The 11891-nt window shown below is 66.5% G+C and carries 11 protein-coding genes; 9 read left to right on the forward strand and 2 right to left on the reverse strand.

The genetic code is table 11. The features are described 5' to 3' along the window. Positions 1–153 precede the first annotated feature (153 nt). From ccsB to msrQ, 6 genes are all read left to right on the forward strand, one after another. A complete protein-coding gene (gene ccsB / locus AC3FOF_RS15545) occupies positions 154–1359 on the forward strand; it encodes a c-type cytochrome biogenesis protein CcsB (protein ID WP_017230948.1) in 1206 nt (401 codons plus the stop codon). A 144-nt stretch (positions 1360–1503) separates the two neighbouring features. After that, positions 1504–1956, forward strand: coding sequence for a COG4315 family predicted lipoprotein (locus AC3FOF_RS15550; RefSeq protein WP_276268871.1), 453 nt, complete (start codon positions 1504–1506; stop codon positions 1954–1956). A 24-nt stretch (positions 1957–1980) separates the two neighbouring features. Then, positions 1981–2538 (forward strand): RNA polymerase sigma factor, encoded by a 558-nt coding sequence (locus AC3FOF_RS15555; RefSeq protein WP_488727074.1) that lies wholly within the window; start codon positions 1981–1983, stop codon positions 2536–2538. After that, positions 2535–3365 carry an anti-sigma factor family protein gene (locus AC3FOF_RS15560; protein ID WP_488727075.1) on the forward strand — a complete coding sequence of 277 codons (831 nt, stop codon included), beginning with the start codon at positions 2535–2537 and terminating at the stop codon, positions 3363–3365. Before AC3FOF_RS15555 ends, AC3FOF_RS15560 begins: the two co-directional genes overlap by 4 nt. Positions 3366–3578: 213 nt before the next feature. Beyond that, complete coding sequence (gene msrP, locus AC3FOF_RS15565) at positions 3579–4580, forward strand: protein-methionine-sulfoxide reductase catalytic subunit MsrP (RefSeq protein ID WP_017225326.1); 1002 nt, start codon at positions 3579–3581, stop codon at positions 4578–4580. Then, positions 4580–5278, forward strand: coding sequence for a protein-methionine-sulfoxide reductase heme-binding subunit MsrQ (gene msrQ / locus AC3FOF_RS15570; protein WP_017225327.1), 699 nt, complete (start codon positions 4580–4582; stop codon positions 5276–5278). Before msrP ends, msrQ begins: the two co-directional genes overlap by 1 nt. A gap of 98 nt (positions 5279–5376) precedes the next feature. Here msrQ and lysA read toward each other — a convergent pair whose 3' ends face one another. Beyond that, on the reverse strand, positions 5377–6645 hold the full coding sequence (gene lysA, locus AC3FOF_RS15575; protein ID WP_488727112.1) for a diaminopimelate decarboxylase: 1269 nt from the start codon (positions 6643–6645) through the stop codon (positions 5377–5379). Between the two features lie 356 nt (positions 6646–7001). Between lysA and cyaY the strand changes: the two genes are divergently transcribed. Further along, on the forward strand, positions 7002–7337 hold the full coding sequence (cyaY, locus tag AC3FOF_RS15580; protein ID WP_035814322.1) for an iron donor protein CyaY: 336 nt from the start codon (positions 7002–7004) through the stop codon (positions 7335–7337). Between the two features lie 74 nt (positions 7338–7411). On the opposite strand, the gene AC3FOF_RS15585 is transcribed toward cyaY, so the two are convergent. Continuing rightward, the gene (locus AC3FOF_RS15585; RefSeq protein ID WP_035814298.1) at positions 7412–9784 is read right to left on the reverse strand and encodes a penicillin-binding protein 1A; all 2373 of its coding nucleotides are present in this window, start codon (positions 9782–9784) and stop codon (positions 7412–7414) included. A gap of 370 nt (positions 9785–10154) precedes the next feature. On the opposite strand from AC3FOF_RS15585, the gene pilM reads away from it, so the two are divergent. Further along, positions 10155–11225, forward strand: a complete 1071-nt coding sequence (gene pilM / locus AC3FOF_RS15590; protein WP_488727076.1) for a type IV pilus assembly protein PilM — start codon at positions 10155–10157, stop codon at positions 11223–11225. 18 nt (positions 11226–11243) lie between these two features. Next, positions 11244–11891 (forward strand): PilN domain-containing protein, encoded by a 648-nt coding sequence (locus AC3FOF_RS15595; RefSeq protein WP_488727077.1) that lies wholly within the window; start codon positions 11244–11246, stop codon positions 11889–11891.

The following is an 11891-nucleotide window of genomic DNA, read 5'->3' on the forward strand; positions in this document are numbered from 1 at the left end:
TCAAACGCCCGCCTCCCGTGCGGGCGAAGCGAGACCGGCGCGGCCAGCCGCGCCGCATGGAGCAGCAAGGTGGCCTGGTCGGCTATCGAGACGCAAGACGCGAGACTCGAGGATGCCGCCGCAGGCCGGGCCCGCAATTTAGCAGGAACCAATATGTCTTCGAATGTGAGTCAGGCCAGGCCGGCCGTGCAGGGGAGCCCGGCTGCCGTTGCCGCCGGCGGTGCCGAGCAGGCCTATCTGGAGCCGTCGTTCCTACGCCGCCTGGGCTTGGTCGACTGGCTTTTCGCCTTGCTGCTGGCGGCGGGTGCGGGCTTTGCGCTGGTTCGCTACGGCCAGTGGATGAACGTCTACGACAAGGGCGTCCTGATTGCCGCAGTGCCCACCTTTGCCCTGCTGGGCTGGCACTGGAAGCCAGTGCGACTGCTGATGGTGACGCTGGCCGTGCTGTCGCTATGCGCCATCCAGCTCTACCACGGCCAGCTGCCACGGGCCGAGCAGGCCTTCTTCCTCAAGTACTTCCTGTCGAGCCAGTCGGCCATCCTGTGGATGAGCGCGCTGGTGTTCCTGTCCACCCTGTTCTACTGGGGCGGCCTGCTGACCCGGTCCGAGACCGGGCTGCAGATTGGCAGCAAGATGGCGTGGGCTGCCGTGGTGCTGGGCTTCACCGGCATGCTGGTGCGCTGGTACGAGTCCTATCTCATTGGCGCGGACATCGGTCACATCCCCATCTCCAACCTGTACGAAGTGTTCGTGCTGTTCACGCTGATCACTTCGCTGTTCTACCTGTACTACGAGGGCCGCTACGCCACCCGCGCGCTCGGGCCGTTCGTGATGCTGGTGGTGTCGGCCGCGGTGGGCTTCCTGCTGTGGTACACGGTCAGCCGGGATGCCAGTGAGATCCAGCCGCTGGTGCCGGCGCTGCAGAGCTGGTGGATGAAGATCCATGTGCCGGCGAACTTCATCGGCTACGGCACCTTTGCCTTGGCCGCGATGGTTTCAGTGGCCTACCTGCTCAAGCAGAAAGGCATCCTGGCCGAGCGCCTGCCTTCGCTGGAAGTGCTGGACGATGTGATGTACAAGGCGATCGCCGTTGGCTTTGCCTTCTTCACCATCGCCACCATCCTGGGCGCGCTGTGGGCGGCGGAAGCCTGGGGCGGCTACTGGAGCTGGGACCCGAAGGAAACCTGGGCGCTGATCGTCTGGCTGAACTATGCGGCCTGGCTGCACATGCGCCTGATGAAGGGCCTGCGCGGCACGATGGCGGCCTGGTGGGCGCTGGTGGGTTTGCTGGTGACGACCTTCGCCTTCCTGGGCGTCAACATGTTCCTGTCCGGCCTGCATAGTTACGGCGAACTCTGAGCCGGATGTGGTCCCGCAAGAGAAACCTGCCTGATGAGGCAGGTTTTTTTTCGTCCTAATGGAATAAAGTCGTCACATACGGTGTTTACTGAAGGGACGGTGCCGGCTGGCGGCGCCGCATCGCATCGTATGGAGACCGATATCATGGCCCGTTCCCGTCCTTTCGCAGTCGCTTCCCTCGCTTCGCTGTCCCGTCCCGCCGCGCTCGCGCTTGCCTCGGCCGCCGTACTGCTTTCCGCCTGTTCCGGCATGGGTGGCATGGGCATGGGGGGAGCCGGCAATATGCCGCCCACGGTCAAGGTTGCAGGTGGCGCGCTGACGGATCCGCAGGGCCTGACGCTGTACGTATTCGACCGCGACATGGCCGCAGGCAACGGCAAGAGTGTGTGCAACGCCGCCTGCGCAACCAATTGGCCGCCCCTGATGGCAGCCCCTGGCACCAGCGCGATGGGCGACTACAGCGTCATCACGCGCGACGACGGCGCCAGGCAATGGGCCTATCGCGGCAGGCCGCTATACCGCTTTGCCAAGGATGCAAAATCGGGCGATCGCATGGGCGACAACTTCAACAACATGTGGCACGTCGCCACGCCCTGAGCGGGGTGCGGGCAGGCTGAAGGCATGGACAGCTTCGACCGCCAGCTGGTGGCGCTGGCGCCGCGTCTGCGGCGCCACGCCCGTGGCCTGACCGGGGATGCGGCGGCGGCCGACGACCTGGTGCAGGACACGCTGGAGCGCGCGCTGCGCTACCGCTGGCGCTTCCGCCTGCGCGCGGGCGCCTGGTGGGGCGATGGTGCCGATGGCCTGCTGCCCTGGCTGCTGACCATGATGCACCGCCTGCGCATCAACGCGTACCGGCGCGCCGATCTGGTGACGTTTACCGATACGCTTCCCGACGTACCCAGCGCTGCGCCCGAACCCGGCCTGCGCCTGGATCTGGCCCGGGCGCTGGCCCGGCTGCCCGAGGCCCAGCGCGCGGTCATGCTGCTGGTCGGGCTGGAGCAACTCACCTATGCCGAGACCGCGCAGGTGCTGACGGTGCCGGTGGGCACCGTCATGTCCCGCCTGGCGCGCGCACGCGAGCAGATGCGCGTGCTGATGGATGGCGCGCCAGCCGCGGCGCCCGAGCCGAACCCGCAGGCCGCCGGCCGCGCGGGTGGACTGCAGCGAGTCAAATGATGTCCCCCGTCCCAGTCACCGAAGCTGACCTCCATGCCTATGCCGACGGCCAGTTGGATCCAGGCCGCCGCGCCGAGGTCGAGGCTTACCTGGCCGCCCACCGCGAAGCCGGCGAGAAAGTCGGCGGCTGGCGACGGCAGGCGGGCGACTTGCATGCGGCATTCGACAGCGTACTTAACGAGCCCGTCCCCCTGACGGCACTTCCGGCAAGGCTGCGCGGCAATACTGCCCGTCGCGGGCGTGGCCCGGCGGGCTGGGGCATGACACTGGCCGCCAGCATCGCTTCGCTGGCGCTGGGCGGCGCCATTGGCTGGCTGGCCCATGGCCGCAGCGATACCCTGGCGGCCGGCGCCCCGTCGGTGGAGCGCTTCGCGCGCGAAGCGCTGGCCAGCCACGCGGTCTATGCGCCCGAGGTGCGCCATCCGGTGGAAGTGGCAGCCAGCGACGAAGCCCACCTGGTCGCCTGGCTATCCAAGCGGCTCGGCGCGCCCTTGCGGGTGCCAGACCTGCGCGGACAGGGATTTCATCTGATCGGCGGGAGGCTGGGCGTGGCCGAAGGCGGTCCGTCGGCGATCCTGATGTACGAGGCCGATGACGGAACCCGGCTGTCGCTGCAGTTGCGGCATATGGCACGGGATACACCCGATACGGGCTTCCGGCTGGAGCGGATCGGCTCCGGTCCCGGAGATCGCGCGCCCGCCGCGGCCGGCACCATGGCTTTCTACTGGGTGGACCGGGATATCGGCTTCGCGCTGGCCGGACGGATCGAGCGCGCACCGCTGCTGGCGCTGGCGCAGGCTGTCTATCAGCAGTATCAAGGTGGCTAGGGCTGCCTTGCGGCTTGTCTGCAGCCGACCGCCGGGCCGCTTGCGCACATCGGGCGGCGGCACCAAGCGTGGTGGCCGCGAAATAAAGATGTCAGGTTTTACAGGGGCCATCCGACTCAAGCTGGAGTCCAATCATCGTGCACATGGGCCTGGCCAAGGGCCGGCACGAATGGCGAGGCGCTTTCCATCCATGGCATGCAACGAGGAACAACGATGCTGATTCCCTCTCCCAAATGGCTGCGCGGCGACGATATCGCTGCCAGCGAGATCACGCCGCGCGGTGTTTTCCAGGCGCGCCGCCGCCTGCTCGCCACCGCCGCCGCGGGTGCAGCAGGGAGCACGCTGGCCCCGTGGTTCGCGCGCGATGCGCTGGCGCAGGCTCCGCGCGGCCAGAAGTTGCCGGCCACGCCCAATAACGCGTATGTCGTGACGGAGAAGCGCACGCCATACGAGGATGTCACCACCTACAACAACTACTACGAGTTCGGCACCGACAAGTCGGACCCCGCGCGCAACGCGGGCACCCTGCGTACCCGGCCCTGGCAGGTCGCGGTCGAAGGCCTGGTGAAGAAGCCCAAGGTCTACGATATCGACGAGCTTATGCGCCTGATGCCGATGGAAGAGCGCGTCTACCGGCTGCGCTGCGTCGAGGGCTGGTCGATGGTGATTCCCTGGAGCGGCTATTCCCTGGCCGAATTGATTCGCCGCGTCGAGCCGCAGGCCGGCGCGAAGTACGTGGAATTCGTCACTCTCGACGACAAGAAGCAGATGCCGGGTGTCAGCAGCCGCGTGCTGGACTGGCCCTATACCGAGGGCCTGCGCATGGACGAGGCCATGCACCCGCTGACCCTGCTGGCCTTCGGCCTCTATGGCGAGGTGCTGCCCAGGCAGAACGGCGCACCCGTACGCGTGGTGGTGCCCTGGAAGTACGGCTTCAAGAGCGCCAAGTCCATCGTCAGGATCCGCTTTGTCGACAAGCAGCCTGGCACCAGCTGGAACCAGGCGGCGGCGCAGGAGTATGGCTTCTACTCCAACGTCAATCCGGACGTGGACCACCCGCGCTGGAGCCAGGCCACGGAGCGCCGCATCGGCGAGGACAAGGGCAGTGGCTTTGGCGCCTTGTTCGCGCCCAAGCGCAAGACCTTGCCGTTCAACGGCTACGCTGCGCAGGTGGCCTCGCTGTACCAGGGCATGGACCTGAGGAAATTTTTCTGATGCCGTCCCCGGAACTCTCATCGCAGCGCCGGCCAGTACCCGCGGCGGCGGCAAGCGCGGCGCGCAGCGGTGGGCAGCCCGGTCTGGCCAATCTCGCCCCCGAGCGCCTGCGCAAGGTGAAGCTTGCGGTGTGGCTGCTTGCCATGCTGCCGTTCCTGCGCCTGCTGTATCTCGGCTTTACCGGCCAGTTCGGCGCCAATCCGCTGGAGTTCGTCACGCGTTCCACCGGCACGTGGACGCTGGTGATGCTGTGCGTCACGCTGGCGGTGACGCCGCTGCGCCGGCTCACCGGCTGGAACTGGCTGATCCGCCTGCGCCGCATGCTCGGGCTGTTCGCCTTTTTCTACGGGCTGCAGCATTTCCTGCTGTGGATCGGGGTGGACCGCGGGTTCGATGTGGCCTACATGATCAAGGACATCGCCAAGCGACCCTTTATCACGGTGGGCTTTGCTGCCTTCGTGCTGATGGTGCCGCTGGCTGCTACCTCCGCCGATGCCATGGTCCGGCGGCTGGGCGGCAAGCGCTGGCAATGCCTGCATCGCGCGGTGTATGCCATCGCCGTGCTGGCCATCCTGCACTACTGGTGGCACAAGGCCGGCAAGCACGATTTCGCCACGGTCTCGATCTATGCGGCGGCGGTTTTCGGCATGCTGGCGATGCGGGCCTGGTGGTGGTGGCGCAAGCCTGCGCGCCGGTGATCCGCCGGTCTTCGGCTGGCGCTCAAGATCGGGCGCGATCATATCCGGCCGGCCGCATGCCATCGCGGCCAGCCGGACGCGCCGGCGGGAAAGGCGCTTCAGCCTGCCAGCAGGCGTTCGTCGCGGAACAGGTCTTCCACGCGCTCGCGGCCGCGCACCAGGTGCACGTCGGCGCCGTCGACCATGACTTCGGCCGCGCGCGGGCGGGTGTTGTAGTTGGAGCTCATGACGAAGCCGTAGGCGCCGGCCGACATCACCGCCAGCAGGTCGCCCGGCTGCACTGCCAGCGCGCGGTCGCGGCCAAGCCAGTCGCCGGATTCGCACACCGGGCCGACCACGTCGTAGGTGATCGCGGCGCTGCCGTCCGCGTCACGCGACTGGACCGGCTCGATACGGTGGTAGGCCTCGTACATGGCAGGGCGCGCCAGGTCGTTCATGGCGGCATCGACTATGCAGAAGTTCTTGGCGGCGCCCGGCTTGAGGAACTCGACCTGGGTCAGCAGCACGCCGGCATTGCCCACCAGCGAGCGGCCCGGCTCGAACAGCACTTCGCGATGGCCATGGCCGCGCTCGGCCACGCGGTCCAGCAGCGTGCGGGCAAAGCCGGTGATGTCCGGCGGGGTTTCGTCGTCGTAGGTGATGCCGAGACCACCGCCAACGTCGATATGTTCCAGCTTGATGCCTTCGCGCTCGAGCGCTTCCACTACGTCCAGCACCTTGTCCAGCGCTTCCAGGTAGGGCGCGACTTCGGTGATCTGCGAGCCGATATGGCAATCGATGCCAGCCACTTCCAGGTGCGGCAGCGCGGCGGCGGCGCGGTAGGTGGGCAGCACGTCCTCGAAGGCCACGCCGAACTTGTTGCCCTTCAGGCCGGTGGAGATATACGGGTGGGTCTTGGCGTCCACATCCGGGTTGATGCGCAGCGATACGCGCGCGCGCTTGCCCAGGCTGCCGGCCACGGCGTTGAGGCGGTCCAGTTCGGGGATCGACTCCACATTGAACGACAGCACATCGTGCGCCAGCGCCAGTTCCATCTCGGCGGCGGTCTTGCCCACGCCGGAGAACACCACCTTGCGCGGATCGCCGCCCACCGCCAGCACGCGCTGCAGCTCGCCGCCGGAAACGATGTCGAAGCCCGCGCCGAGCTTGGCGAAGACCTGCAGCACGGCCAGGTTGGAATTGGCCTTCATGGCATATTGCACGCGCGCGCGGCGGCCCTCGCAGGCCTTGGCGTAGGCGTTGTAGGCGGCGGTCAGCGCGGCGCGCGAGTAGACGAAAGTGGGGGTGCCGTATTCGGCTGCGATGCGCGCGAGGGGGACGTGCTCGACGGCGAGCGCGCCGTCGTGGCGATGGAAGAAAGCGGTCATGGTTACTTGGCGGTGGGGGGGGGCGGCCGGGGCCGGTGCGGAACCCTGGGCTGCTGGCAGCGGCATGGCCGGATTGCTCAGGCCGGGATCCGGTACACCGGGCTGGGCCGGCGCGGGTGGCTGCTTGGGCATCACCAGCGGGCCGCGGATGCCGCATCCCGACAGCAGGGGCATCGCAAGGCTGGCGGCAATCGCCGATACAATCGCAACACGACGCAACATCGGGTCGTCCTTAAAGAGTCGTCCCGGGCCGATCCCTCCATACGGAATGGGGGCGGCGGGACCTGCGGAAATACGAAAACCTGTTCAACACGTTACCGGCCGAGCGGCGCTGGCCGGCGGCCCTGGAGTTTAGCATGCCCCCCATGAGTGAAAGTGAGTTCCTGGCCCTGGCCCAGCAAGAGCTGGACCGGCTGGAGAGCGCGGTGGAAACCGCCGCCGATGCGGCTGACGCGGATATCGAAATCAACCGCGCCGGCAACCTCATCGAGCTCGAGTTTGAAGACGGCTCCAAGATCATCGTCAACAGCCAGGCGCCGATGCAGGAGCTGTGGGTGGCGGCGCGCGCGGGCGGCTTCCACTTCCGCCACGACGGCCAGCACTGGATCGATACGCGCGGCGGCGGCGAGCTGTACGCGGCGCTGTCCGGCTATGTGAGCCAGCAGGCGGGGGTCACGCTGAAGCTGGCCTGACGCACCGCGCGGGAACGAAAAAGCCGGCTCGATCGAGCCGGCTTTTTGTTGGGCCGAAGCTCCCGGGGCGGATTTCAGCCCCCGCCGAACATCTCCAGGATGCGCTTCTTCTCCGCCTCGACGTCGGCAGGCGATTGCGTGCTCTCTTCCGGCTTGCCCGGCCATGGATCGCCCAGGCCCACCGAAGCCACGCCGGCGCCGCCCGCGTTTTCCTCGAAGGCCCAGTCGCCTCCCACCATCACCACGCCTTCCGGCGCCTGGCGCTCCGGGATCTCCGGCACGCCCTTGAGCATCTTGCCCATGTAACCCACCCAGATCGGCAGGGCCAGGCCGCCGCCGGTCTCGCGCACGCCCAGGCTCTTGGGCTGGTCGTAGCCCATCCAGGCGATGGCCACCAGCTTGGGCGTGTAGCCCGCGAACCAGGCGTCCACGGCGTCGTTGGTGGTACCGGTCTTGCCGGCCAGGTCGTTGCGGCCCAGGCGCTGCTTGGCGCTGTTCGCCGTGCCGCTGCGCACGACCTCGCGCAGCATGCTGTCGGCGATGAAGGCGGTGCGGGCGTCGAGCACGCGCACCGCATCCTCGCCGGCGCGCTGGGGCTTGGTCTCGGAAATCACGTTGCCGCGGGCATCGACCACCTTCTGGATCAGGTAGGGATTGACGCGGAAGCCGCCATTGGCAAACACCGAGTAGGCCCCCGCCATCTGCAGCGGGGTGACGCTGCCGGCACCGAGCGCCATCGGCAGGTAGGCAGGGTGCTTGTCGGCATCGAAGCCGAAGCGCGTGATGTAGTCCTGGGCGTACTGCGTGCCGATGGCGCGCAGGATGCGCACGGACACCAGGTTCTTGGACTTGGCCAGCGCGCGGCGCATGGTCATCGGGCCTTCGAACTTGCCATCGTAGTTCTTCGGCTCCCACACCTGGCCGCCGTTGTCGCTGATGCTCACCGGCGCGTCGTTGATCACGGTGGCGGGCGAGAAGCCCTTTTCCAGTGCCGCCGAATAGATGAACGGCTTGAAGCTCGAACCCGGCTGGCGCCAGGCCTGCGTCACGTGGTTGAACTTGTTGCGGTTGAAGTCGAAGCCGCCGACCATCGAACGGATCTCGCCGTCTTCCGGGTTGAGCGAGATAAAGGCAGCCGATACCTCAGGCAACTGCGTGACCGTCCATGCGCCTTTCTCGTCCTGCGTGACGCGGATGATCGCACCCGGGCGGATCTTGGCCTTGGGCTGCGCGTTGGACGCCAGCGAGGGCGCGATAAAGCGCAGCGCCTGGCCTTCGATGGTGGCGACTTCGCCCGACAGCAGCGTGGCCTGCACCTGCTTGGCGGAAACGCTGGTGACCACGGCCGAGCGCAGGTCGTCGCTGCCCGGGTGCTCCAGCAGCGCGTCGTCGATGGCCTGCTCGCGCTCGTCGGCGCTGGAAGGCAGGTCGATAAAGGCCTCGGGGCCGCGGTAGCCATGGCGGCGCTCGTAGTTCATGATGCCCGAGCGCACGGCCTCGTAGGCAGCGTCCTGGTCGGTCTTGTTGAGCGTAGTGTAGACGGTCAGGCCGCGGGTGTAGGTTTCCTCGCGGTATTGCGCGTACATCAGCTGGCGCACGATCTCGGCCACGTACTCGGCGTGGGTGGAGAATTCGTTGCCTTCGCCGCGGACCTTCAGTTCTTCATGGATGGCCTGCTCGTATTGCTCGGGCGTGATATAGCGCAGGTCGCGCATGCGCTGCAGGATGTATTCCTGCCGCACCTTGGCGCGCTTCGGGTTCACCACCGGGTTGTAGGCCGAAGGCGCCTTCGGCAGGCCGGCCAGCATGGCGGCCTCGGCCGGCGTCACGTCCTTGATCGACTTGCCGAAATACACCCGTGCCGCGCTGGCGAAGCCGTAGGAGCGCTGCCCCAGGTAGATCTGGTTCATGTACAGCTCGAGGATCTGGTCCTTGGAGAGGTTGGCCTCGATCTTGTAGGCCAGCAGCATCTCGTAGAGCTTGCGGGTGAAGGTCTTCTCGCTGGACAGGAAGAAATTGCGCGCCACCTGCATGGTGATGGTGGAGGCGCCCTGCGACAGACCGCCGCGCAGGTTGGCCAGGCCGGCGCGCAGCACGCCGACGAAGTCGACGCCGCCGTGCTCGTAGAAGCGGTCGTCCTCGATGGCCAGCACGGCCTTTTTCATGACGTCCGGGATCTGGGCGATCGGCACGAAATTGCGTCGTTCCTCGCCGAACTCGCCGATCAGCACGTTATCGGCGGTGTAGATCCGCAACGGGATCTTGGGCCGGTAGTCGGTGATGGTATCGAGCGAGGGCAGGTTGGGGGCGGCCACCAGCAGCGCGTATCCCACCAGCAGAGCCACCGCCACGATCCCGGCCACCAGCAGGCCCAGAGCCCAGAACGTTATCCGCATCCAGATCGGACGCCGGGCGGGCAGGGACGGCTTCTGTTGTGCTGTGGCCATAGGGAAATACCTAGTTAGAGGTGCCGGGATTATATCTCCCGGGATCGCCTGACCTCGGCGCGCTGTGGCGCGGCCGCCGCTATTGCGCTGTTACAAGATGTAATGGGATTGAGACCTGCATGAAATGAAAAGAAGGGCGGGGCGGAGCGGGGAAGGACGAGCGTCGGATTTTGGCAACGCTTTATGTGAGGGGCCCACGAAAAGCAATCGTGGTCAAACCGGCACATTGCCAGCGCCCCGTTTTTTAGTGAGAATCCACCAACTAAAAGAGCAAAACGTTTCATCCAAGAAACAATACAGACTCGCCAAATTAGAGCAACCAAGCCAAGGCGAGTTCAACGGTCAGGGGGTCACCTTGCGGCGAGGTATCTTGTCGGGGTTGTTGCGCCGTACGACGGTCGGCGTTGACATCGGGTCGTCCAGCGTTAAGGTAGTCGAGTTGTCGGTGGGCAGCGGCAAACAGGACTATCGCCTGGAGAAATGCGCCAGCGAATTGCTGGACCGTCAGGCCGTTGCCGATGGCAACGTGGTCAATATCGAAGCGGTGGGCATTGCCCTCAAGCGTGCGCTCGGCAAGGCCGGGATTCGCACCAGGGAGGTTGTGCTCGGCGTGCCCTCGATGCTGACGGAATCCCAGACCGTCAGCCTCCCGGACAATCTGTCCGAGGACGAACTCTATGTGCAGGTGGAATCCGAGGCGCATCGTCTCTATCCGCCATCGCAGGCCGTCAATTTCGATTTTGCCGTGATCGGCCCCAGCGAGACCGAGGGCGGCATCGGCGTGCGCGTGACCGCAGCCAACAGCGACCGCGTGCAGGAGCGCGTCACCGCCGCCGAGATGGCAGGGCTGAAGCCGCATGTGATGGATGTCGAGGAATACGCGGTCCAGCGCTCGGTGGTGCAGATGCTGGGCGTGCCGGCGGACATCAACGAGACCGATGCCAAGGACCTGCCCGTGGTGGCGGTGGTTCACCTCGGCGGCAGCCGTTCCAAGGCGATCTTCTACCAGGGCTGGAAAGAGCTCTACGAGCAACCGCTCAACAGCTACGGCGACCAGCTCACCCAGAGCGCGGCGCGCATGTTCACGCTGGACGCCCTCAAGGCCGAGATCAAGAAGCGCAAGAACACCCTGCCGGAAGCCTGGCGTACCCAGTTGCTGCAGCCCTCCCTGGAGGCGCTGGCGGCTGAGGTGCATGGCGCGGTGCGCAATTTCCTCGCGACTTCGAGCACTGGCCGGGTCGACGAGATCCTGCTCTCGGGTGGCCACGCATCGCTGATCGGCGTGCAGTCGGCCATCGAGCAGCAGGCCGGGATCACCACCACGCTGGCCAACCCGTTCGCCAACATGATGACAGCCGGCAAGGTCAACGAGCGCTATCTGCAGCGCGACCTGCCAGCCTACATCGTGAGCGCCGGGCTTGCGCTGCGCGGCCTGCAGTAAGCCAGCGAGGGAAGCCGCATGTCTATCAACACGATCCCGACAGTCAACCTGCTGCCTTACCACGAAGCCCGCAAGGCAGCGCGGCGCAAGAAGGTCTACACCATGCTGGGCGGGGCGGCGCTAGCCGGCGCGCTGGTGGTGGTGCTGGGCGGTGCGTATATCGATCACCGCATCGAAGCCATCTCCGGCCTGAACCAGGTGCTGGCCGCGGAGAATGGCCGCATGGATATGCAGATCCGCGAGGTCAACACGCTGCGCAAGGATATCGAAGGGCTGCTGCAGCGCCAGAAGGCCATCGAGGGCCTGCAGAACGAGCGCAACCGCCCCGTGCAACTGCTGGAGGAACTGGTGCGGCAGGTGCCCGAAGGCGTCTACCTGACCACGCTCAAGCAGAGCGGCGACGCGTTCACCGTGACGGGCATCGCCCAGTCGAACGAGCGCGTGTCGGAGCTGCTGCGCAATCTCGGCCAGGTGCAGTGGCTGGACAAGGCCGAGCTGATCGAATCCAAGGCCGTGATGATGACCAACAACCTGCGTGAACAGCGGCGCCTGTTCGACTTCTCGATGCGCTTCGCCTACCGCGCGCCGGAAGCGGCGGAGGACGGCAAGACGGGCAAGGCCGGCGGTGCGAGCGCCGCCAGTGCGGCAAACGGCGGGAAGGGCTGA

Source organism: Cupriavidus sp. 96C5-1, assembly GCF_057798855.1.

Excerpts from the sequence above, each read along its gene's own strand:
- cyaY (WP_035814322.1), top strand. The coding sequence starts at position 7,002 with ATGCCCCCCATGAGTGAAAGTGAGTTCCTGGCCCTGGCCCAGCAAGAG.
- msrP (WP_017225326.1), top strand. The coding sequence starts at position 3,579 with ATGCTGATTCCCTCTCCCAAATGGCTGCGCGGCGACGATATCGCTGCC.
- ccsB (WP_017230948.1), top strand. The coding sequence starts at position 154 with ATGTCTTCGAATGTGAGTCAGGCCAGGCCGGCCGTGCAGGGGAGCCCG.
- AC3FOF_RS15595 (WP_488727077.1), top strand. The coding sequence starts at position 11,244 with ATGTCTATCAACACGATCCCGACAGTCAACCTGCTGCCTTACCACGAA.
- msrQ (WP_017225327.1), top strand. The coding sequence starts at position 4,580 with ATGCCGTCCCCGGAACTCTCATCGCAGCGCCGGCCAGTACCCGCGGCG.
- AC3FOF_RS15550 (WP_276268871.1), top strand. The coding sequence starts at position 1,504 with ATGGCCCGTTCCCGTCCTTTCGCAGTCGCTTCCCTCGCTTCGCTGTCC.
- AC3FOF_RS15585 (WP_035814298.1), bottom strand. The coding sequence starts at position 9,784 with ATGGCCACAGCACAACAGAAGCCGTCCCTGCCCGCCCGGCGTCCGATC.
- AC3FOF_RS15560 (WP_488727075.1), top strand. The coding sequence starts at position 2,535 with ATGATGTCCCCCGTCCCAGTCACCGAAGCTGACCTCCATGCCTATGCC.
- lysA (WP_488727112.1), bottom strand. The coding sequence starts at position 6,645 with ATGACCGCTTTCTTCCATCGCCACGACGGCGCGCTCGCCGTCGAGCAC.
- AC3FOF_RS15555 (WP_488727074.1), top strand. The coding sequence starts at position 1,981 with ATGGACAGCTTCGACCGCCAGCTGGTGGCGCTGGCGCCGCGTCTGCGG.